Source organism: Aminobacter niigataensis (assembly GCF_946995915.1).
GTDB classification, from domain to species: Bacteria; Pseudomonadota; Alphaproteobacteria; order Rhizobiales; family Rhizobiaceae; genus Aminobacter; species Aminobacter niigataensis.
Genome location: NZ_OX341517.1, coordinates 1,769,137 through 1,790,099 on the forward strand (window position 1 = coordinate 1,769,137; position 20,963 = coordinate 1,790,099).

20 protein-coding genes are annotated in these 20,963 nt (G+C 65.2%); 14 read left to right on the forward strand and 6 right to left on the reverse strand.

All coding sequences use genetic code 11. From position 1 onward, the window contains the following. The first annotated feature begins 263 nt into the window (after window positions 1-263). From O1Y97_RS08605 to O1Y97_RS08645, 9 genes are all read left to right on the forward strand, one after another. Window positions 264-1,211 (forward strand): substrate-binding domain-containing protein, encoded by a 948-nt coding sequence (locus O1Y97_RS08605; RefSeq protein ID WP_108606955.1) that lies wholly within the window; start codon window positions 264-266, stop codon window positions 1,209-1,211. A gap of 178 nt (window positions 1,212-1,389) precedes the next feature. Then, complete coding sequence (locus O1Y97_RS08610) at window positions 1,390-2,376, forward strand: ABC transporter permease (protein ID WP_318763731.1); 987 nt, start codon at window positions 1,390-1,392, stop codon at window positions 2,374-2,376. 3 nt (window positions 2,377-2,379) lie between these two features. Further along, complete coding sequence (locus tag O1Y97_RS08615) at window positions 2,380-3,156, forward strand: ATP-binding cassette domain-containing protein (protein ID WP_318763732.1); 777 nt, start codon at window positions 2,380-2,382, stop codon at window positions 3,154-3,156. 27 nt (window positions 3,157-3,183) lie between these two features. Continuing rightward, window positions 3,184-4,215 (forward strand): hydroxyacid dehydrogenase, encoded by a 1,032-nt coding sequence (locus O1Y97_RS08620; protein ID WP_318763733.1) that lies wholly within the window; start codon window positions 3,184-3,186, stop codon window positions 4,213-4,215. Window positions 4,216-4,457: 242 nt separating this feature from the next. Next, on the forward strand, window positions 4,458-4,883 hold the full coding sequence (locus O1Y97_RS08625; protein WP_318763734.1) for a PqqD family protein: 426 nt from the start codon (window positions 4,458-4,460) through the stop codon (window positions 4,881-4,883). Window positions 4,884-4,936: 53 nt separating this feature from the next. Continuing rightward, the gene (locus tag O1Y97_RS08630) at window positions 4,937-5,986 is read left to right on the forward strand and encodes a serine kinase (RefSeq protein WP_318763735.1); all 1,050 of its coding nucleotides are present in this window, start codon (window positions 4,937-4,939) and stop codon (window positions 5,984-5,986) included. Next, on the forward strand, window positions 5,983-6,735 hold the full coding sequence (locus tag O1Y97_RS08635; protein ID WP_318763736.1) for a glycosyltransferase family 2 protein: 753 nt from the start codon (window positions 5,983-5,985) through the stop codon (window positions 6,733-6,735). The genes O1Y97_RS08630 and O1Y97_RS08635 overlap by 4 nt, the downstream gene beginning before the upstream one ends. After that, window positions 6,736-7,413: a glycosyltransferase family 2 protein gene (locus O1Y97_RS08640; protein ID WP_318763737.1), complete on the forward strand. Its 678-nt coding sequence runs from the start codon at window positions 6,736-6,738 to the stop codon at window positions 7,411-7,413. Next, window positions 7,413-8,894, forward strand: coding sequence for a nucleotidyltransferase family protein (locus O1Y97_RS08645; protein WP_318763738.1), 1,482 nt, complete (start codon window positions 7,413-7,415; stop codon window positions 8,892-8,894). Before O1Y97_RS08640 ends, O1Y97_RS08645 begins: the two co-directional genes overlap by 1 nt. Before the next feature lie 16 nt (window positions 8,895-8,910). Here the strand turns inward: O1Y97_RS08645 and O1Y97_RS08650 are convergent, their stop codons facing one another. After that, a complete protein-coding gene (locus O1Y97_RS08650; RefSeq protein ID WP_318763739.1) occupies window positions 8,911-10,155 on the reverse strand; it encodes a TCR/Tet family MFS transporter in 1,245 nt (414 codons plus the stop codon). Window positions 10,156-10,403: 248 nt separating this feature from the next. On the opposite strand from O1Y97_RS08650, the gene O1Y97_RS08655 reads away from it, so the two are divergent. After that, window positions 10,404-11,852, forward strand: coding sequence for an aldehyde dehydrogenase family protein (locus O1Y97_RS08655; RefSeq protein WP_318763740.1), 1,449 nt, complete (start codon window positions 10,404-10,406; stop codon window positions 11,850-11,852). A gap of 199 nt (window positions 11,853-12,051) precedes the next feature. Here O1Y97_RS08655 and O1Y97_RS08660 read toward each other — a convergent pair whose 3' ends face one another. From O1Y97_RS08660 to O1Y97_RS08670, 3 genes are all read right to left on the reverse strand, one after another. After that, window positions 12,052-12,723 (reverse strand): MBL fold metallo-hydrolase, encoded by a 672-nt coding sequence (locus tag O1Y97_RS08660; protein WP_318764176.1) that lies wholly within the window; start codon window positions 12,721-12,723, stop codon window positions 12,052-12,054. A gap of 50 nt (window positions 12,724-12,773) precedes the next feature. After that, entirely contained in the window at window positions 12,774-13,940 is a 1,167-nt protein-coding gene (locus O1Y97_RS08665) for a diphosphate--fructose-6-phosphate 1-phosphotransferase (protein WP_318763741.1), read from the reverse strand. 95 nt (window positions 13,941-14,035) lie between these two features. Then, entirely contained in the window at window positions 14,036-14,782 is a 747-nt protein-coding gene (locus tag O1Y97_RS08670) for a L,D-transpeptidase (RefSeq protein ID WP_318763742.1), read from the reverse strand. Between the two features lie 176 nt (window positions 14,783-14,958). On the opposite strand from O1Y97_RS08670, the gene O1Y97_RS08675 reads away from it, so the two are divergent. Both O1Y97_RS08675 and O1Y97_RS08680 read left to right on the forward strand, forming a co-directional pair. Continuing rightward, window positions 14,959-15,582, forward strand: a complete 624-nt coding sequence (locus O1Y97_RS08675; RefSeq protein ID WP_318763743.1) for a LysE family translocator — start codon at window positions 14,959-14,961, stop codon at window positions 15,580-15,582. A gap of 14 nt (window positions 15,583-15,596) precedes the next feature. After that, window positions 15,597-16,916: a tetratricopeptide repeat protein gene (locus O1Y97_RS08680; protein ID WP_318764177.1), complete on the forward strand. Its 1,320-nt coding sequence runs from the start codon at window positions 15,597-15,599 to the stop codon at window positions 16,914-16,916. An 18-nt stretch (window positions 16,917-16,934) separates the two neighbouring features. Here O1Y97_RS08680 and O1Y97_RS08685 read toward each other — a convergent pair whose 3' ends face one another. Next, window positions 16,935-17,306 carry a hypothetical protein gene (locus O1Y97_RS08685; protein ID WP_318763744.1) on the reverse strand — a complete coding sequence of 124 codons (372 nt, stop codon included), beginning with the start codon at window positions 17,304-17,306 and terminating at the stop codon, window positions 16,935-16,937. 330 nt (window positions 17,307-17,636) lie between these two features. On the opposite strand from O1Y97_RS08685, the gene xylB reads away from it, so the two are divergent. Beyond that, window positions 17,637-19,088, forward strand: a complete 1,452-nt coding sequence (gene xylB / locus O1Y97_RS08690) for a xylulokinase (protein ID WP_318763745.1) — start codon at window positions 17,637-17,639, stop codon at window positions 19,086-19,088. Window positions 19,089-19,102: 14 nt separating this feature from the next. Here the strand turns inward: xylB and O1Y97_RS08695 are convergent, their stop codons facing one another. After that, the gene (locus O1Y97_RS08695; protein WP_318763746.1) at window positions 19,103-19,462 is read right to left on the reverse strand and encodes a nuclear transport factor 2 family protein; all 360 of its coding nucleotides are present in this window, start codon (window positions 19,460-19,462) and stop codon (window positions 19,103-19,105) included. A gap of 151 nt (window positions 19,463-19,613) precedes the next feature. Here O1Y97_RS08695 and xylA point away from each other — a divergent pair, with 151 nt between their 5' ends. Then, window positions 19,614-20,924 (forward strand): xylose isomerase, encoded by a 1,311-nt coding sequence (gene xylA / locus O1Y97_RS08700; protein ID WP_318763747.1) that lies wholly within the window; start codon window positions 19,614-19,616, stop codon window positions 20,922-20,924. Window positions 20,925-20,963 lie beyond the last annotated feature (39 nt).

The window sequence follows — 20,963 nt, forward strand, 5'->3', positions numbered from 1 at the left end:
AGTTTCCCAAGCTGGGTCGCCAATTCGCTGGTCTGGCGGGATTCGCGCTTGACTCGTATCTGCCGTTACGCCACTTTTCGAGCATCAAAATGATCCTGAAAAAGCATCATTTTGAGCATTCACCGTGCGGGAGGAATTGCACGGTGGCTGGAGGGCCAATCCATCGACGATAGCGCGCGCGTCCGGTTGCCGGGCGTTGCTCTGCATACGTCGGATTGAAAAGCGGAGCGGGGGCATCCCGCCCGGATGAGGAGGAGAAAACCGTGCTGAAAAGGACAATAGCCGTCATCTCGGCGGCGCTGGTGGCGACCAGCCTCGGGATGGCATCGACCGCCTATGCGCAGGCCAAGAAGACGTATTACTGGGTGTCGCATGGCTCGCCGGCCGATCCGGTGTGGACCTATTTCCTGGCTGGCGCCAAGCAATGGGCCGACGACACCGGCAACACCGTCAACACGTCGTTCCACAATGGCGACGTGCCGGCGCACCAGGAAGCCATTCGCGCCGCCATCGCGGCCAAGGCATCCGGTATCGTGACCTCGAGCCCGGATCCGGGCAGCTTGGTCAAGGTGGCCGAGGAGGCCCGCGCCGCGGGCATTCCGATCATCAACATGAACACGCCAGATCCGACCGCCAACTTCAACGCCTATGTCGGCGGCAACAACGTCGCCTTCGGCAAGGGCTGGGCGCAGTACCTGGTCGACAAGAAGCTGGTGAAGGAAGGCGATTTCGTCTGGATGCCGGTCGAGGTTCCCGGCGCCACCTATGGCGTGCAGGAAGAAGAGGGCATCTCAAGCGTCTTCAAGCCGCTGAACATCACCTGGGAAGTCACCGACGCCACGCTCGACCAGGCGGAGATCATCACCCGCATGGCCGACTACCTGACCGCCAACAAGGCCAAGGTGAAGGCGATCATCGGTCTCGGCGACCTCGTCACCGGCTCGATCAAGCGCGTCTTCGACCAGGCCGGCGTCAAGCCGGGTGAGATCCCGGTCGTCGGCTGGGGCAACTCGCGCGACACCACCCAGGAAGTGCTGGAAGGCTATGTGAACGCCGCCCAGTGGCAGGATCCGCAGGCGACCAGCTACATGGCGCTGTCGATGGCGGCGATGGCTGCCAGCAAGATCCCGCCCGGCTTCGACATCATCGTCGGCTCGCTCTACGAGAAGGACCGGGCGCAGCTCTACGACGACATCCTGGCCGGCAAATAAGCCTGCCAAAGCCTCCGGTCCGGACATTCCGGGCCGGAGAATCTCCGCCGGCGCCGTTTCATATTCGACGCAACGGTCCGCTGCAGGTTCGGTCATGCCGCCTCCCGGGTGCTCGCATCCAGGACCGCGGCGGCGAGGCCATTCCACCTGACGACCAACGTCTTTTCACGGATCAGTCATGGACAATCGATCATTTGTGCAGCGCTTCATCGCGAAGCCGGAATTCGGGCCATTGGTCCTGCTCATCCTGGAAATCGCGATCTTCTGGTCGATCAATCCGGACTTCCTGTCGCCGCTGAACATCTCCAACACGCTCGCCTTCACTGTCGAACTCGGCCTTATCGCGCTGGCCATGACGCTGCTGATGACTTCGGGCGAATTCGACCTGTCCGTCGGCTCGGTGTTCGGCCTGTCGGCGGTGGTGATGTGGACGGTGTTCAACACCGGCCTTGCGCCGCTGCCCGTGGCCTTCCTGATCGCCATCGGCCTTGCCATGCTGATCGGCTTCGTCAATGGCTGGTTCGTCACCCGGCTCGCCATCCCGTCCTTCCTGGTGACGCTCGGCATGCTTCTGATCGCGCGCGGCTCGGCGCTCTACATCACCGACGGTTTCCCGCAGCGCACCTGGAACGCCGAGGACCAGTGGCTGGCGCAACTCCTGGTCGGCGAGTTCTACGTCGGCGGCTTCCGCGTCTACATGTCCCTGCTGTGGTTCGTGCTGTTTGCCTTCCTCGCCCATTACGTGCTGACCCAGACCAAGGCCGGCAACTGGATCCAGGCCTCGGGCGGCAATCCCAACGCGGCGCGGGCGCGCGGCGTCAATGTCCGGCGCACCAAGGTACTGCTGTTCATGACCTCGTCGGCGATGGCGGCCTTTGCCGGCATCATCAGCTCAATTCGCACCTCGGCTGCCAACCCCAACAGCGGCACGAGCTATGAACTGGAAGTGATCGCCATGGTGGTCATCGGCGGCACGGTGCTGACCGGGGGGCGTGGCACCATCATCGGCACCGTGATCGGCATCTTCATCCTGCGCATCATGCGCAACGGCATCGTCATGGTCGGCGTGCCCGGCCTCGCCTACAACATCTTCATCGGCGCGATCATCCTCGCCATGATGGCGCTGCACTCCTGGCTCGAACGCCGACACAATGCGGGGACCTGAGCGATGACCCAAGAACTCGTCCGGATGCAGAACATCAACAAGTACTATGGGCGCATCCATGCGCTCCGGGACGTCTCGCTGACGGTCAATACCCATGAGGTCGTCGGCCTGCTCGGCGACAACGGCGCCGGCAAGTCGACGCTGATCAAGGTGCTGTCTGGCGCGGTGCCGATGACCAGCGGCCAGATCTACGTCAAGGGCAAGGAGGTGCAGATGAAGAGCACCACCGACGCCATAGCCAACGGCATCGAGACCATCTACCAGGACTCGGCGCTGGTGCCGCAACTGTCGATCGCTCGCAACCTGTTCCTCGGGCGCGAGCCGGTCAAAGGCGCGCGCCTGTTCAACAGGCTCGACCACGATGCGATGAACGAGGTGGCGCGGACCTTGCTCAAGCGCGTCGGCATCACCAAGGACATCCCGCCGACCACGCCCATCGGGGCGCTGTCGGGCGGCGAGCGCCAGGCGGTCGCCATCGCACGCGCCATGCACTTCGAAAGCAACCTGATCATTCTCGACGAGCCGACCAACAATCTCGGCGTCGCCGAGACGCAAGGCGTACTGCGCTTCGTGCGCGAGGTGCGCGATACCGGCCATTCCTGCATCTTCATCGCCCACAACATCCACCATGTCTTCCAGGTGGTCGACCGCATCGTTGTCATGCGCGGCGGCAAGATCGTTGCCGACAACATCGATCCGAAGAAATCGACCATCGAGGAGGTCGAGCGGGTGATCACCGGCGAGCACCTGATCGAGGCGCTGGGCCTTGACCACGGCTGACGACGGCAGAAGCGCCGGGAGGAAAGCATGTCCGATCAAGCCAGGCCGCTCGTGCTCAGCGCGCCCCGGCCGCGCACGCTGGAGCTGATCTTTGCGCCCGAGGCGCTGGCCAGGCTACGCGATGAGAACGAGGTGCTGGAGGTCGAGCCCGAGGACATCGCCGGGCTCGATCCTGTAATCCTGGGACGTGTGCGCTATTTGATCGGACAGCCGGCGCTGTCGCCGGACACGGTCGCGGCGATGGCGTCGCTGCGCTGCATCTTCAACGTCGAGGGCAACCTGCTCGACAACATGCCCTACGAGCACCTATTCGCGCGTGGCGTGCATGTGGTGACGACCAGCCAGGTCTTCGCCGAGCCGGTAGCCGAGATCGGCCTCGGCCTTGCGCTCGACCTTGCGCGCGGCATCACCGACGCCGACCTCGCCTTCCGCCAGGGCCGCGAACTCTGGGGCGCCGAGGGCAACGCTTCGGCGCGGCTGCTGTCTGGCGCCGACATCGGCTTCATAGGCTTCGGCGATCTCGGCAACGCGCTGAACCGACTGCTCCAAGGCTTTCGCGCCCGCGTCAGGGCCTTCGACCCGTGGCTGCCGCCATCGGTACTCAGGGAGAACGGTGTAGAGCCGGCGTCGCTCGACGAGGTGCTCTTGGGCAGCGACTTCGTCTTTGTCGTCGCCTCGGTGACAAGCGAGAATCGGGGCCTTCTCGATGCAAGATCGTTTGCCAGCATGCGTAAGGGGGCGGCGCTGATCCTGCTCAGCCGTGCTGGAGTTGTCGATTTCGACGCGCTGATGGATGCTGTCCGAAGCGGCCATATCCTGGCTGCCAGCGATGTCTTTCCCGAGGAGCCGCCGGCGAAGGACCATCCCGTTCGGTCCCTGCCCGGGTTCCTGCGTTCCGCCCACCGTGCCGGTGCGCTGGACATCGCCTTCAAGCGCATGGGCGACATGGTGCTGGAGGACATGGCCCTGATGGATCGCGGCCTGCCGCCAATGCGCTGCAAGCGTGCCGAGCGCGAAACGGTCTCGCGCATGCGCTCGAAGCCGGTCGAGCGAAACTGAGCGGCAGCGCGTATTGGGTTGAACGCGGTCGAACAATCCCGCAAAGAGACGCTGTGCCATCAACGCCTTCGGAACGTCTGCTCCGCAGGCACTAAAAAATACTACCAATAACAATCTAGAGGCGAGTATTGCGCCAATGGATGCAACCGGATATACGGCGCCACCTGGATGCAGGTTGCTTATATAAGCGCTTGCTTGATAAGCACTGCATCTCAGAGGTAACCTAGGGGTAGGTGTGGGTAATGGGGTTTTCGTCGATTTACGCGGTCTCGGGCAGCGACATCGTCTATGAGACGTTCGATGGCGATGCGGTCGTTCTCGATCTCGCCAGCGGCCGATATTTCGGCTTCTCGGACAGCGGCAGCTGTGTATGGGAGGCGCTGATTGCGCATGTTTCGCCGGCAAGCCTCGTTGGCCGGGATTGCGGCAGCGGCGTGATCGCAGCAGACGATCTCGATGCCTTCATCGCCAGGCTCGGCGAATATGGGCTGCTTTCGCCCGCGGCTGAGGTTGCGCCCACGGCCCTTTCGCCCGAGCTGGCTGCGCGCCTGGCTGCGGCACGTGACGGCCTCAAGATCGACATGCACGACGAGCTTGCAGACCTGGTCATGGTCGACCCGATCCACGATGTCGACGAGCCCACCGGCTGGCCGGTGGTCAGGCAGTAGGTGCGGCTGCCGGCAGTCGTACTTTTTCTCTCCAGTCAACTCATTGGGCACAGATGCAACGGGTAACCCTTGATGGCCTTGCCGACTATGCGCGCGAGGTTCTGGCCGCATGCGAGGCCGGCGCCGGGAGCTTTCCCGTGCAAAGCCGGGTCGAGCTGCCGGGGTTGTCGATCGACGTGTTCTCCGATCACGGCGAACTGGGGGCGGCGCTCGGCCATGGCATGGTAACGGCGAAAGATGCCGGACATCGGCAGCCGGCACGCATCTTCCTCGCGCATCCCGGAATAGGCTCAGTGCCGACGCCGGCCCAGTGGGGCGAGGCGTTGTTCAACCCGCAAGCGTTCTCTGAGAGGCTCGAGGCCGATGGGTTGCGCGGACACTATTTCCACGACCTGCGCTACTGGCAGTGCTACGACGTCGAGAAGCGATTGGGCGTCCAGCTCATGCTTTCCGCCGATGGCTGCCCGCCATGGGAGTTCGGTGCGCCGTTGCGGTGTTTTCTCCACTGGGAATATGCGGCGCGCGGCATGCGGCTGACCCATGCCGGAACGCTCGGCGCTGGCGGCAGGGGCGTGCTTCTGGCCGGGGCAGGCGGGGCGGGCAAGTCCGGCACGGTTGCGGCCGGCCTGCTCGCCGGGCTCGACAGCGTCGGCGACGACTATGTGCTGGTCGAGTTCGACGGCGAACGTTCGGTGGCGCGTGCGCTGTTCACCACGCTGAAGCAGGACCCCGCGGGCTTCGACCGGCTGGGACTTTCCAGTCGGCTGCCCGACCCGGGCCCGCTCAATTGGCAAGGCAAATACCAGTTCAGGGTCCAGGACCTGTCCCCGGGCGGCGTGGCCGAAAAACTCGACATCGTCGCCCTGATGGTGCCGCGGATTTCGGGCGAGGCAAAAAGCGCAATCACGCCGATTTCGCGCAAGGACGCGCTGATGGCGCTGGCGCCGTCGGGGATCGCGCAGATGCCCGGCGAACGCGAGAGCGGCTTCCGGTTCTTTGGCGAGCTGACACGACGCCTGCCGTGCTTCCACTTGGCGTTGGGCAGGCGCGGCGAGGAAATCGCGGAGACGATCGCTGCGTTCCTGGTTGGGGGAAAGCCATGAAGCTGGGCATCGTCGTGCCTGTCTACAATCGCGAGACGTATGTCGGCTCGGCGCTTCGCTCGGTGTTGCGCCAGTGCGATGCCGCGGACCTCGACATCATCGTCATCGACGATGGCTCGACGGACGGTACTGCGGACGTCATCCGCGCCTTCATCGGGGACGGGGCGCCGATCCGCCTGTTTTCACAACCGAACGCCGGTGTGACCAGGGCGCGAAACGCGGGCTTGCGGCAGCTCTCTGATGACACCGAGTTCGTTTCCTTCCTCGATTCCGACGACATTTCGCCAGCCGGCCGTTTCGCTGCCGACCTCGCATATTTCAAGGCCGACCCGGCGCTCGAACTGACCTATTCCTACATGCGCATGGTCGACCTGGTCGACGAAGAGGCCCTGGAGCCCGCCGAAGGTTGTGACGAACGTGTCTTTCGCGGGATCCATCTTTCGGCAGGAATCTACGCGAGGGGCCTGATCGATCGGATCGGGCCTTTTGACGAAGAACTGGCTCAGTCGGAGGATACCGATTTCCTGTTTCGCGTGTTTGAGCAGCACGCGCGCCATGTCTTTCCAGACACGATCGCGCTTTACTATCGCCAGCATCCGGACAGCCTGATGGCCAACCGAGCGGAGGTGCGGCGCGAGTTCCTGCGCGCTTGCCACAAGTCCATCGTGCGTCGCCGCCGCGACCCGTCGCTCGGCAGCTTTCAGAATCTGATCAAGGTCGACGAGCGTGGATTGGGCGGGGGGCGCTAGGTGGCCAAGTACAGCGTCGTCATTCCCGCCTACAATGCGGCCCGGACCATCGCCGAGACGCTGCGCTCGGTTGCGGCGCAGAGCGTCGCTCCGGCCGAGATCATCGTCGTCGACGACGGCTCGACGGACGAGACCGAGGCCGCCACCCGGCAGTCGGGCGTCGGCATCCGCTATGTCAGGCAGGACAATGCCGGTCCGGGCAGCGCAACGACCAGAGGTTTTGCGCTGACCTCGCATCCCCACATCGCCACGGTGGATGCCGACGACCTGTGGCTGCCCGAAAAGATCGAGCGGCAGTTCCGCAGGCTGGAAGAGATGCCGCAACTGGCCGCCGTCTTCACGCTCTGGCGGACGTTCAGGCATGGCGAAGCCGATACCGGCACTGGCCAGGTCGTTCCCGGCTGGTCGCGCACGACGATGCTGGTTCGCCGCGATGTGGCGCTCGCCGTCGGGCCGGTGATCGACCCACCAGGCAACCGTGGCGAGATGATCGACTGGTTGGGCCGCGCCCGCGAGGACGGCCATCAGTTCGGCATGATCGACGAGGTGCTTTCGCTGCGGCGGATACTGCCGGGCAGCATGTCCTATGGCCGCGATCCCGACCGCGACCGCGGCTATCTCGAAGTGGCGAGAATGGCCATGCTGCGGCGCAAGCTCAAGAATTCCGGGCAGGGCTGATGGCATCCGCATCCCGCCGCATCAGCCGGCGCTTCCCCTGTTATGGCTGGGCATGGCCGACCAACGGGCTCGACCAGTTGCTCAAGGCCGTGCTGCTGCCGGACCAGCAGGCAGCGCAAGCCCAGGCATTGAGTTGGCTGGACGCCAACGACATCGACGCGGTCGAGTTTCGCGAGCATCGGCTGCTTGCAGCCATCGCCGACCGTTTCGGCAAGGCGCTGGCCGCCCATCCTGCCTATCCGCGTCTCGCCGGGCTGCAAAAGATGCTGTGGACCAAGTCGCGGCTCGCCATGCGCGAGGCCGAGCCTGCGCTGAAGGGCATCACCGACGGCGGTGCGTCGATCATGCTGCTCAAGGGCGCCAGCCGCATCGCGGTCGATCCGGCGGCGCAGCGTGGCCGCGTCGCCCACGACATCGACATATTGGTGCGGCCGCAGCATATGGCGATTGCCTTCGACGTGCTGCGCCATGGCGACTGGCATGTGTCGACAGGTGTCAGTCCGCAATATCTCAAGCCGCGGCTGGGCACCGTACGCTCGATGAACTTCTTCAAGGGCAGCTATGGCGACATCGACCTGCATCAGGTCGCCTATGACTGGTCGCAGGCCGATGCGGCTGACGATGAGGCGATCTGGCAGCGCGCCTTGCCGGCGACCTTTTCCGGCCTTGGCGTGCTGGTGCCTTCGGCTGCCGACCGGGTCGCGTTGGCGATCGGCCATGGCGGCCTCGATGCCCATGTCCACAGCGACTGGCTGGTCGACAGCGCGACGGCGATTGGCACCTGCGCGTTTGACTGGGAGGTGTTCTGCGAAATCGTCGCCCGGCGCCGCCTGGCGGTGCCGGCAGCGGTGGCGCTGACCTATCTCGCAGCGGAAATGTCCGCGCCCGTGCCTGCCGGCGCGCTGGAACGGATTGTCGCGCTGGCCGACCGCGCCGGAGCATCCCGCATCGGCTCGCTGCTCCAGGCCAAGCCGCGAACCGATTTCAAGGGGCTGACGTGGCTTTCGCGCGGGGTAGCCAAGCAGTTGCGGATGCGCAAGAAGCGAGCGCTTCGCGAGCGTGAATTGCCTGACGTCCAGTGGCACGGCCGTCGCGCCGCCGCGACGGCCGATGCCGGGCCGGGCACTCCGGCGCTGTCGCAGCCGGTGCCTATGCCGCCGACGATTGGCGGTGGCGCGCAGGCGGAGATCGACATCGTCGTGCGCATGGACGTGCCGCCGGTGCGCCGGCGCATCGAGATGGAGCTCAATGGCGGCGAACGGCATTTCGCGCGGCTGCGCTATCGCAAGCTCGGCAAGTCGGGAGGCCGGCTGACATTGCGGTTTCGCGGTGTCATCCAGCCCGACCCAGCCCTTGGTGCGTTGACGCTCGCGGCGCGTCCGTCGCGGCAATTCCGCGAATGGGAGCACGAGCAGACCGTTGCCACCTATGGCGCGATGCCGTTCGAGATCGTCTCGTTGAAGGTCTCGCCCATGCGCTGAGGCTGGGCTGATATTCTCAGACCGTCTCTTCCGCCGTGTCGGCGCGGTCGGCCTTGCGGGCGACCGCCCAGCCGAGCAATGCCGCCGACAGCAGCACGACTGCGGCGAGGTAGAAGGCGAGGCCGGGGTAGGGCATCGGCGTATCTTCGCTCAGCGTCCAGGCATAGACCGCGCCGAAGAACAGCGGCGAGGCGACGCCGGCAATGCTGGCCACGCTCATGTTGGCGCCCTGCAGCTGGCCCTGCTCGAACTCGGAAACACGCTGGGTCATCAGCGACTGCGTGGTCGGCATAGCGAGGCCCCACAAGGCGTTGGGGATGATCGCCAGCGTGAACCAGAAGCCGGTCGGCGCCCAGCCCATGCAGGCGATGCCGAAGGCGCCGGCAAACAGGCCGAACACCATCGTCGTGCGGTCGCCGAAGCGCTTGACGACCGGGCCGACGATCAGCCCCTGCACGATCATGTCGAGCACGCCGACCATCGCCAGCAGCAGGCCCACTTCCCAGGCATGCCAGCCGTAGCGGTAGGCGGCATAGAGCACGAACAGCGCCGAGAAGACGTGATGGGCGAAATGCAGCAGGAAGGTCACCGCGGCGAGTCCGGTCAGTTCCGGGTGCGAACGCAGCAGCATCATCGCGCCGAACGGATTGGCGCGGCGCCAGGAAAAGGCCATGCGCTTTTCGCGCGGCAGCGATTCAGGCAGGACGAAGGCGCCATAGAGGAAGGCAAGCCCGCTCATCGCCGCCGCCACCCAGAACGGCGCGCGCGGCGAGATCTCGCCGAGGAAACCGCCCATCAGCGGCCCGGCAACGAAACCTGCGCTGAAGGCAGCACCGATCAGGCCATAGGCGCGGGCGCGGCCCTCGGGCGGGGTGATGTCTGCCATGTAGGCGAAGACGGTGGTGAAGCTCGACGAGGTGATGCCGGCGACGATGCGGCCAAGCGCCAGCCACCACAGGTTCGGCGCCAGCGCCATCAGCACGTAGTCGGCGGCGAGGCCGACGGTCGACAGCAGGATGACGGGGCGGCGGCCGTAACGATCCGACAGCGAGCCGATGATCGGCGAGCAGACGAACTGCATGAAGGCCCAGAGCGCGATGAAGACGCCATTGATCCAGCCGGCGTCGGCGTTGGAGCCGGCGAACTCCTCAATCAGCGAGGGCAGCACCGGGATGATGATGCCCATCGCCACGATGTCGAGCACGGCGGTGACGAAGATGAAGGCGATCGCCGCCTGGCGACGCGAACCTGTGATGGACATGATGGTGGCCTCGATGGACGAGCCTTATAAAACAACGTGGCGTGCGATCCACCCATGTCCGGCCACATTACCAAAACCTACTGACATTGTGGCACGAGCGGTCAAGCAGTGACCCAAGCCTTCCCGCACGGGGACAGCCAGCCTACAAATGCGGTCGGAATCAGGACATGAACGTGCCGCGCGCCGTTCTAGAAGTCTGCCAACACTGCAAAGTCCCGTTTTTCGGGTCATGTACCAAGGAGCCTGCCATGCTGCGCAAGACGAATTTCTTCATCGACGGAAAATGGGTCGCGCCCGCGGTTGCGAAGGAGCTCGAGGTCATCAACCCGGCCGACGAGCAGGCCTTTGCGGTGATTTCGCTGGGGTCGCCCGCCGATGTCGACAAGGCGGTGGAAGCAGCACAGCGCGCTTTCCCGGCATGGAGTGCGACCAGCCGCGAACAGCGTCTCGCGCTGCTCGAAAAGTTGCTCACCGCCTATAACAGGCGCGTGCGCGACATGGCCCAGGCGATTTCCTGGGAGATGGGCGCGCCGATCAAGCTGGCGCTCGAGTCGCAGGCCTCCAGTGGCGCGGGGCACATCAAGAGCTTCATCGAGGTGCTGAAGCGCTTCGAATTCGAAGAGCCGCTCAACGCGGCCAATCCGCAGGAGCGCATCGTGCGCGAGCCGATCGGCGTGTGCGGGCTGATTACGCCATGGAACTGGCCGATGAACCAGGTAGCGCTGAAGGTGGTGCCGGCGCTGGCAGCGGGCTGCACGGTGGTGTTGAAGCCGTCGGAGATCGCGCCGATGTCGTCGATTGTCTTTGCCGAGATGATGGAGGAAGCGGGCTTCCCGGCCGGCGTGTTCAACATGGTCAATGGCGACGGCCCGACCGTCGGCGAGGCGATGTCGCGCCATCCCGGCATCGACATGATGTCGTTCACCGGCTCGACGCGCGCCGGCGTGGCGGTGACCAAGGCGGCTTCCGAGACGGTCAAGCGCGTGACGCTGGAACTCGGCGGCAAGTCGCCCAACATCGTCTTCGACGATGCCGACCTCACCGACGCGGTGACGCGTGGGCTGGCGCATTGCTTCGAGAACACCGGCCAGTCCTGCAACGCACCGTCGCGCATGCTGGTGCAGCGCCCGGTCTATGACAAGGCCGTCGACATTGCGGCGAAATATGCGGCCACGGTGAAGGTCGGCAATCCGGCCGAGGACGGGGACCATATCGGCCCTCTGTCGTCCGACGTCCAGTTCGACAAGGTGCAGGGCATGATCGATGCCGGCATCAAGGAGGGCGCGCGCGTCGTTGCCGGCGGGCTCGGCCGGCCCGAAGGGTTCAACCGCGGTTACTTCGTGCGACCGACGGTCTTTGCCGACGCCAACAACGACATGCGCATCGCCCGCGAGGAGATCTTCGGGCCGGTGGTGGCGATGATCCCGTTCGAAACGGAAGAAGAAGCGATCGCCATTGCCAACGACACGCCCTACGGCCTGTCGGCTTACGTCCAGACCGGTGACAAGGCCCGCGCCCAGCGCGTGGCGCGCAAGCTTCGCGCCGGCATGGTGCAGATCAACGGCACCGAGCGCCCCTATGGCAGCCCCTTCGGCGGCTACAAGCAGTCGGGCCTCGGCCGCGAAGGCGGCAAGTGGGGGCTCGAGGATTTCCTTGAGGTCAAGGCGATCAGCGGGTTCGAGGAGGGGCTGGGCTGATCTCCAGCGTTTAGCCTCAAGAGGCTCCCCCTCACCGTCACGGCTTCGCCGCGTTTCCTCTCCCCCACTTCGTGGGGGCGATGAAACGCCAATCGCGCAGGCTCCGGCTTGCCGCCGTTAGAGTGCGAACTCGCAGGACTTGGGTTGGCTCGGGCGAAGCCCGAGACGGTGAGGGGGCTTCGAGCGCTGAGCGACGCTCTTAGCCGCCGTTCCGTCTCAGATAATCCTCGGCAATCTCGCACATCCTGGCGCCGTCGATGCTGTCGGCGTGGCCGCCGTGGGCGACGCGCACCGGTAGGCCGATGAGGCGGCGCATGGTGTCGCAGTAGTCGGCGCGGTCGGAATCCGGCATGTCGTCGACCAGCAGCCCGCCATGGATGGCATCGCCCGAAAACAAGGTGCCGTCATGTTCGTCGAACAGGCCGATGGATCCCGGCGAATGGCCGGGCAGGTGCAGCACCGTGAAGCGGCGGTCGCCGAGATCGATCACGTCGCCCTCGTCGAGCAGGCGGTGCAGCGGGGCGGGCCTGACAGCGTAGTCGGCGGACCGCCAACCGGGCCAGGGCAGTTCCGATACGTCGCCTGGAAAATTGCGGAACATGTGGGCGTAGGTCGCCGTGTCGGGCATGGTCTCGAAGAACGGCGCCTCGATGCGGGGGCCGGCGCGCCAGGCGAATTCATGCAGCGAGCCGACATGGTCGAGATGGACATGGGTGGCGACAACGAGCAGGGGCTTGCCGGGTGTCGTTTCGATCTCGGGCGCCAGCGGGCAGATGCCCATGCCGGTGTCGACCAGCATGTCGATGTCACGGCCGCGCACCAGCCACATATTGGCGCGGCAATAGTCGGTGACGAACGGTTCGGTCAGCATCGTCGTCGTTGCGTCGACGATGCTTTTCGAGAACCAGCCCAAGCGTCGGTTCAAACGAATGGCCTGCCGATCTTGAACCTGCCAGGCACCAGCCGGCGCAGATACTCCAGCCCCTTTTCGGAGAGGTGGTTGGCGTCGGGCAGCATGAAGTCGTCCGGCATGTGGCGGGTCTTGCCGGCGACATTGGCCAGCGGCACCAGCTTCAACACGGTCTTGCCGCCCTCATATTTCAGCGCCACCGAGCCGCCGCCCTTGTCTGCCGCATCGATGGCGAAGACGCCGGCGTCGAAGGCTTCCTGCGCGTCGACGGCGTTGACCGCGCCGATGTAGCCGCGCGGCATGTAGCCGAGCGCGTCGACGCGGGCGCGCTTGCCCGGCAGGCCTTCGGCGAGGGCGTTCTCGAAGGCACGGCTCAGGTCGCTGCCCGAAAGCTTGATGTTGCCATGGGCGTCGCGTTCGAGCTTGTCGGCGGGCACGATGCTTTCCACCAGCGCCTTGCCGTCGGCGGTGCTGACGCCCTCGGAGACCGCAACGACGCAGCGGCGATGGCGGGCCAGCGTCGCCTTCACCTCGTCGATGAAGCGCGGCACCGAGAAGGCACGTTCGGGCACGTAGATCAGGTGCGGGCCGTCGGTGTCCTCGTCGCGCCACGCTGCGGCTGCCGCCGTCAGGAAGCCGGCATGGCGACCCATGACGATGCCGACATAGATGCCGGGCAGAGCGCGAAAATCGAGATCGACGCTGAGGAAGGCGCCGGCGACGAACTCGGCCGCCGAGATGAAGCCCGGCGTGTGGTCGTTTTCTTCGAGGTCGTTGTCGATGGTCTTGGGTGCATGGACGAAGGCGATGCTGCCCTGCGCCGCGTCGGTCAGGATCTGCTGGGTGCCGGCGGTGTCGTTGCCGCCGATATAGATGAAGGCGCGGGCGTCGGCTTTCTTGAGGCCTTCGAGGATGACATCGCAATAGGCGGCATCAGGCTTGTCGCGGGTGCTGCCAAGGGCGGCGCCGGGCGTCGCAGCAATGCGCAGCAGTTGCTCTTCGGGAATATCGGTCAGGTCGACATAGTCGCCGTCGCGGATGCCGCGGACGCCGTGGCGCGAGCCCAGGACGCGCGCCTTGGGATGGCGCCGGCGGATTTCGAGCACGGCGCCGGCCATCGTCTGGTTGATGACGGCCGTTGGTCCACCGCCTTGCGCGATGACGAATGTCGAAGGCATGGACGCTGTCCTCCCAGTGCTGATTTCCGGCACATTCGCCCTTCTGGCGACCGGACGCAATGGGAGATTCAGTCGGTTCTAAAGCTATCCGCAGCCTAGCTGACGACGATCGGCGTCTTGCCGTTGACGCGGCTGAAGAGGTCGATGACGTCCTGGTTGATCATGCGGACGCAGCCCGACGACATCGCCTGGCCGATGGTCCACCATTCCGGCGAGCCATGGACGCGGTAGCCGGTGTCCTGGCCGTCCTTGAAGATGTAGAGCGCGCGTGCGCCGAGCGGATTGTCGAGGCCGCCGGGCTGGCCGGCGCGCCATTTCTCGAGTTCCGGCTTGCGGGCGATCATTTCCGCCGGAGGGGTCCAGCGCGGCCATTTCTTGCCGTACTGGATGTTGGCGCGCCCGTTCCAGAGGAAGCCGTCGCGGCCGATGCCGACGCCGTAGCGGATGGCGTCGCCACCCGGCTGGACGAGATAGAGATGACGCTCCTGCAGCCGCACGACGATGGTGCCGGGCGCTTCGCCCGTTGGGTCGACGACGATCTGGCGGCGGAATTTTGGATCGACCTTGGCGAAGGGGATCTCCGGCAACTGGTAGCCTTCGTCGGTGAAGGAGGCGTACATCAGCTCGGGGCGGGTTACCTGCTTGTCGACGCTGATGCTGGGCCGGATCGAACCGGTGGTGTAGTCGTCGATCTGGATCGAGGCGAGGTCCATCTCCATGCTTCGACTGCAGCCGGCCAGCAGCCCGGCGGCGCCGAGGCCAAAAAGCACGTTGCGGCGCGAGGCCAGTTTCGGGGCATGATCGGTTGGGCCGGAGACCGGCGAAGCAGGCGATTTCGACACGGCACAATTCCACTCTAAACGCGGGGGCGGCCAGGCACCGGGGCGAACCCCGGCTGGATAGGTGGCATTTTCATCATTCACGGTTGAGAAAGCATGAACGCCGCGTGTGTTGCCTCAAGGGCTTTACAACCGCGCAGCGGCGGAGCTTGATCCCGTTGTTGATCAGGGAGCTTTTCATGTCGTTCGAAAATTGGGCCGCCTTTGCCGCCGCGTCTGCGGTGCTGCTCGTCATTCCGGGGCCGACCATCCTGCTTGTGGTGTCCTATGCGCTCGGCCAGGGCTGGCGCACCGCACTGCCGATGGCGGTGGGCGTGGCACTCGGCGATTTCACCGCGATGACGCTGTCGATGCTCGGCATCGGCGCGCTGCTGGCGGCATCGGCCACGGTCTTCACCATCCTCAAGTGGATCGGTGCCGCCTATCTCATCTATCTCGGCATAAAGCTGTTCCGCGCCGGCGGGACGCTCGAGGCCAAGCCGCGCACGGATGCGGCGTCGGCCGCCAAGATGATGGCGCATGCCTGGATCGTCACGGCGCTGAACCCCAAGAGCATCACCTTCTTCGTCGCCTTCCTGCCGCAGTTCATCGACCGCAGCGGCGATTTCTGGACCCAGATGCTGATCTTCGAGGTGACGTTCCTGACGCTCGCCTTCGCCAATGCCTTCGGCTACGCGCTGGTCGCCGCGCGCGCCCGCAGTGTTGTGTCCAATCCTCGCGCGATCCGCATCTTCAACCGCACCGGCGGCACTTTGCTTGTCGGCGCCGGTCTTGCCGCGGCGGCAACCCGTTCGGGGCACTGAGGACTTCGGCCGTGGTGAAGGACCGGCTCGGGCTTGCGCTTTCAGGCGCGGACGAGGCTTCCGCCGCGCATTACGAGCGCGGGGTGAGCGAACTCCAGCGCTTCGTTGGCGATCCGGTCGGCTCGGCCGACAAGGCGATCGCTGCTGCGCCCGATTTCGTCATGGCGCATGTGCTGAAGGGCTGGCTCTACGGCCTCGCCACCGAGCGCGAGGCGATGGCGGTCGCGCGGGACTGCCATGTTGCCGCCGCCGTGCTCGCTGCAACGGCCCGTGAGAAGGCGCATGTCGCAGCCCTCGGCTGTCTCGCAGCGGGCCATTGGCACGAGGCCGGGCATATCCTCGCCGATCTGACGGCGGAGCATCCCGCCGATGCGCTGGCGCTGCAGGCCGGACACCAGATCGACTTCTTCACCGGCAATGCGCCGATGCTGCGCGATCGCATCGCCAAGGCTATGCCGGCGTGGAGCAGGGGCATGCCGGGCTATCACGCCATCCTCGGCATGCAGGCCTTCGGCTTAGAGGAGATGGGCGAATATGCGCATGCCGAGACCCTGGGCCGGCAAGCTGTCGAGATGGAACCGCGCGATGGCTGGGCCCAGCATGCGGTGGCGCATGTGATGGAGATGCAGAGCCGCCAGCGCGACGGCATCGCCTGGATGCGCGGCAACTCGGACGCCTGGACAAAGGAGAGCTTTCTCCAGGTTCACAACTGGTGGCACCTGGCGCTGTTTCACTACGACCTCGGCGAGACTGACGAGGTGCTGACGCTTTATGACGGGCCGATCTACGGCGCGCAGTCGAAGCTGGCGCTCAACATGGTCGATGCCTCGGCGATATTGTGGCGGCTTCATCTCGGCGGCGTCGATGTCGGCGACCGCTGGGCGAGCCTTGCGGCCAACTGGGCGCCCAAGGCTGCGGCCGGCAACTACGCCTTCAACGACGCACATGCGATGATGGCCTTCGTCGGCGCCGGTCTCGAAGCGCCGGCCAAGGCGATGCTCGACGCCCAGCGCGAGGCGATCGCCCGCGACGACGACAACGCCGCTTTCACGCGCGACGTCGGCCACCCCGTCACGCTGGCGATCAAGGCCTTCGGGGAAGGGCGCTATGGCGAGACGGTGCGGCTGCTTGGGCCGGTCAGGGCCATCGCCCACCGCTTCGGCGGCAGCCATGCCCAGCGCGACGTGATCGAACTGACGCTGATCGAAGCGGCCCTGCGCGATGGCGACGAGGCGCTGGCGGTGAAGCTCGCCTCCGCCCGCAACCACGCGCGCCCGACGAGCCCGCTGTCGGGCCTGTTCATCCAGCGCGCGGCGCTTCTGGCGCACGGCTGACGATCAGGCATGCCACATCTAGCCGTCCGCCCAGCCGATCACGACGTGGTCAGGCTGTGTTGGATGGTTGACCCAGATACGGATGTGCGTCCTTGTGCTGCTAACCGGGATGTCTGCGATGTCAATTAGGGCATCCGACAGCATCAGCAGCCGGTGAGGGGTGTCGAGTAAGCCGTCGTGGTCCGGCGTTAACGTCTGGTTCAATTCCGAGAGTGGCCCGACAACCACCGTGGTATCCCCGTCGTTCGAATAGAGAGATGGAATGGTGATACAATCACGTGTTGCCGCGATACGCCCATGGTCGTGGTCAACTACAGGCGCGACCTCGCGCCTGCCAGCAGCGTAAAAGCTGACGTATTCTGGCGTTATGATGAATGTCTTCACAACCATTCACGTCTCCTCGGCTTGATAAGACCACCTTGCGATCGACTGCACCAGAGGCAATGCCTCGTCCGCCTTCTTGAGCTTTTGAGCCCAGAGTTGGCAATCAGTCCGTCGACCTCCGACGCTGCTTATAGAGCCGCTGGGTCGAACGTCCGATTATTTTTTGCGAGTTCCGAAATAAATGTCGACCCGACCCTGGAATATTTGCTAATAAGCGGCGTCCGTCGGAGGAACGGGACGATGGCCCGGCCGTTTTGCCTGTTGGCGATGAAGGCCGGCCAATGACGTGAGAGGATGGACGCTTCGCGTCCGCGTCGCTCATTCGGGAGGAATGGCATGTATCTCGGGCTCGATCTCGGCACGTCAGGCGTGAAGGCGCTGCTGATGGACGCTGACCAGAAGATCATCGGCTCCGGCCACGGTTCGCTCGACGTGTCGCGGCCGCACCACGGCTGGTCCGAGCAGGATCCGGCTGACTGGATTCGCGCCACCGAAGAGGCGATCGCCGAGCTCAAGGCGGCACATCCAGGGGAAATCGCTGCCCTGCGCGGCATCGGCCTGTCCGGGCAGATGCATGGTGCGACGCTGCTCGACGCCTCGGGCAAGGTGCTTCGTCCCTGCATCCTGTGGAACGACACGCGCAGCTTTGCCGAGGCGGCCGCGCTCGACGCCGACCCGCGTTTTCGCAAGATTACCGGCAACATCGTTTTCCCCGGCTTCACCGCACCCAAGCTCGCCTGGGTGAAGGCCAACGAGCCTGACGTCTTCGCCCGGGTGGCAAAGGTACTGCTGCCCAAGGACTATCTCCGGTTCTGGCTGGCGGGCGAGTACATCTCCGAAATGTCCGACTCGGCCGGCACGTCCTGGCTTGACGTCGCCGCGCGGCGGTGGTCGCCGGAGCTTTTGGCTGCCACGGGCCTCGGCACCGAACACATGCCGTCGTTGGTCGAGGGCACCGAGCGGGCCGGGACGCTGCGTGGCGAACTGGCTTCGAAATGGGGCATGGGGCAGGCGGTGACGATTGCCGGCGGCGCGGGCGACAACGCGGCTTCCGCATGCGGCATGGGCACGGTCAGGCCGGGCGCGGCCTTCGTGTCGCTCGGCACCTCGGGCGTGCTGTTTGCGGCCAACGGCGCCTATCTGCCCAATCCGGAAAGTGCCGTGCATACGTTTTGCCACGCGCTGCCCAACGCCTGGCACCAGATGGGCGTCATCTTGTCGGCGACGGATTCGCTCAACTGGCTGAGCAACATCACGGGCAAGGATGCCGCCGAACTGACCCGCGAACTCGGCGACGATCTGCGTGCGCCTTCGGGCGTGACCTTCCTGCCTTATCTCTCGGGTGAACGGACCCCGCACAACGACGCGGCGATCCGCGGCTCCTTCACGGGCCTTGCCCATGAGATCGACCGCGCCGGACTGACGCAGGCCGTGCTAGAGGGCGTGGCATTTGCCTTCCGCGACAGCCTTGAAGCTCTGGCCAATGCCGGAACCTCGCTGACACGCGTGACGGCCATCGGCGGTGGCTCGCGCTCGCGCTACTGGCTGAAGTCGATCGCCACCGCGCTCGGCCTGCCGGTCGACATTCCTGCCGACGGTGATTTCGGCGCTGCCTTCGGTGCTGCGCGCCTCGGCCTCATCGCCGCCGAAGGCGCCGACCCGCATCAGGTCTGCACGCCGCCTGCGACAGCCGAAACCATCGAGCCGGTGGCCACACTGGCAGGCGCCTATGACGAGGCCTACCAGCGCTATCGCAAACTCTATCCGGCGATCCGGGGGACGATGTGAGCGCCCGAGCCAGATCAGCCGGGCACCTTGTCGAGGAAGCCGGTGATGATGCTCAGGCGGCCGTTCTCGAGGGTGGCGAAGTCGGAGCCTTCGATCACGGCCTCCGCGCCGTCGGGGCCGAGGCCCCAGGAGAAGCGGATATGGTCACCGAAGCCGTCGGCCTTGCCCTTGAGCTTGAAGCGGAAGCCGGGGAACTGGCTGTGCACGCCTTGGATCAGCGCGTCGATGCCGCCGTGGCCGTCGCCCTGCATGATGGGGTCGCGATAGGTCACGCCGGAAGTGAAGGCGGCCTCGACCAGCGCCATGCGGGCGGTCGCGTCGGTCTCGTTCCAGGCGGCGATGTAGGCTTCGGCGATGGCGTTGTAGTCGGTCATCTCTGCTCTCCGTCGGGTTTGTCTTTGATAACGCGACCCTTGTCGCAGCAGTGCCGACTGGAACCAATTACGCCTGAGGTAATCGAATTCGGAATTCTTGCGGCCGCCCGGTCCGGGGCGGTCATGCGTACTCAATGAAAGGAGTTCTCCCATGAGCACCGGCTATTTCGGCGACATCAAGCCCGTCCGCTACGAAGGCCCCGACAGCACCAACCCGATGGCCTATCGCCACTACAATGCCGACCAGGTGGTGCTGGGCAAGCGGCTGGAAGACCACCTGCGCTTCGCGGTCGCCTACTGGCACACATTCGCCTGGCCGGGCGGCGATCCGTTCGGCGGCCAGACCTTCGAGCGGCCCTGGTTCGGCGAGACCATGGAGCATGCCAAGCTGAAGGCCGACGTCGCCTTCGAGCTGTTTTCGCTGCTTGGCGTTCCCTATTATTGCTTCCACGATGCCGACGTGCGGCCCGAGGGTGCCACCTTTGCCGAGAGTGCCAAGCGTCTCGACGAGATCGCCGACCATTTCGAAGGCAAGATGGCCAAGACCGGCGTCAAGCTGCTCTGGGGCACGGCAAACCTGTTTTCCAACCGCCGCTTCATGTCGGGTGCCGCCACCAACCCCGACCCGGATGTCTTTGCCTATGCAGCCGCGACGGTGAAGCACTGCATCGACGTCACCAAGCGGCTGAAAGGTGAGAACTACGTGCTGTGGGGCGGCCGCGAGGGCTATGAGACGCTGCTCAACACCGACATGGGCCGCGAGCTCGACCAGCTCGGCCGCTTCCTCAACCTCGTCGTCGACTACAAGCACAAGATCGGTTTCACCGGCACCATCCTGATCGAGCCGAAGCCGCAGGAGCCGACCAAGCACCAGTACGACTACGATGTCGCCACCGTCTACGGCTTCCTCAGGAAGTACGGGCTGGAGAAGGAGGTGAAGGTCAACATCGAGCAGGGCCACGCGATCCTGGCCGGCCACTCCTTCGAGCACGAGCTGGCGACCGCCAATGCGCTCGGCATCTTTGGTTCGATCGACATGAACCGCAACGACTACCAGTCGGGCTGGGATACCGACCAGTTCCCCAACAACGTGCCCGAGATGGCGCTGGCCTACTACCAGGTGCTGCTGGGCGGCGGTTTCAAGACGGGCGGCACCAATTTCGACGCCAAGCTGCGCCGCCAGTCGCTCGACCCCGAAGACCTGCTGGTTGCCCATGTCGGCGGCATGGACGCCTGCGCCCGCGGCCTCAAGGCTGCTGCGAAGATGATCGAGGACAAGGCACTGTCCGCCCCGCTCGACGCGCGTTACGCCGGCTGGAACTCGACTGAAGCCAAGGCGATGCTTTCTGGCGAGCGCAGCCTCGAGCAGATCGCCGCGCGCGTCGCCGCCGATGGCATCGAGCCGCAGCCGAAGTCGGGCCGGCAGGAATATCTGGAGAACGTCGTCAACCGCTATGTCTGAACCGGACAACCATCAGGCGAGGGGGAGCCGCTTTCCCCC

Excerpts from the sequence above, each read along its gene's own strand:
- O1Y97_RS08610 (WP_318763731.1), top strand. The coding sequence starts at position 1,390 with ATGGACAATCGATCATTTGTGCAGCGCTTCATCGCGAAGCCGGAATTC.
- O1Y97_RS08615 (WP_318763732.1), top strand. The coding sequence starts at position 2,380 with ATGACCCAAGAACTCGTCCGGATGCAGAACATCAACAAGTACTATGGG.
- O1Y97_RS08620 (WP_318763733.1), top strand. The coding sequence starts at position 3,184 with ATGTCCGATCAAGCCAGGCCGCTCGTGCTCAGCGCGCCCCGGCCGCGC.
- O1Y97_RS08625 (WP_318763734.1), top strand. The coding sequence starts at position 4,458 with ATGGGGTTTTCGTCGATTTACGCGGTCTCGGGCAGCGACATCGTCTAT.
- O1Y97_RS08630 (WP_318763735.1), top strand. The coding sequence starts at position 4,937 with ATGCAACGGGTAACCCTTGATGGCCTTGCCGACTATGCGCGCGAGGTT.
- O1Y97_RS08635 (WP_318763736.1), top strand. The coding sequence starts at position 5,983 with ATGAAGCTGGGCATCGTCGTGCCTGTCTACAATCGCGAGACGTATGTC.
- O1Y97_RS08645 (WP_318763738.1), top strand. The coding sequence starts at position 7,413 with ATGGCATCCGCATCCCGCCGCATCAGCCGGCGCTTCCCCTGTTATGGC.
- O1Y97_RS08650 (WP_318763739.1), bottom strand. The coding sequence starts at position 10,155 with ATGTCCATCACAGGTTCGCGTCGCCAGGCGGCGATCGCCTTCATCTTC.
- O1Y97_RS08655 (WP_318763740.1), top strand. The coding sequence starts at position 10,404 with ATGCTGCGCAAGACGAATTTCTTCATCGACGGAAAATGGGTCGCGCCC.
- O1Y97_RS08660 (WP_318764176.1), bottom strand. The coding sequence starts at position 12,723 with ATGCTGACCGAACCGTTCGTCACCGACTATTGCCGCGCCAATATGTGG.
- O1Y97_RS08665 (WP_318763741.1), bottom strand. The coding sequence starts at position 13,940 with ATGCCTTCGACATTCGTCATCGCGCAAGGCGGTGGACCAACGGCCGTC.
- O1Y97_RS08675 (WP_318763743.1), top strand. The coding sequence starts at position 14,959 with ATGTCGTTCGAAAATTGGGCCGCCTTTGCCGCCGCGTCTGCGGTGCTG.
- O1Y97_RS08685 (WP_318763744.1), bottom strand. The coding sequence starts at position 17,306 with ATGGTTGTGAAGACATTCATCATAACGCCAGAATACGTCAGCTTTTAC.
- xylB (WP_318763745.1), top strand. The coding sequence starts at position 17,637 with ATGTATCTCGGGCTCGATCTCGGCACGTCAGGCGTGAAGGCGCTGCTG.
- O1Y97_RS08695 (WP_318763746.1), bottom strand. The coding sequence starts at position 19,462 with ATGACCGACTACAACGCCATCGCCGAAGCCTACATCGCCGCCTGGAAC.
- xylA (WP_318763747.1), top strand. The coding sequence starts at position 19,614 with ATGAGCACCGGCTATTTCGGCGACATCAAGCCCGTCCGCTACGAAGGC.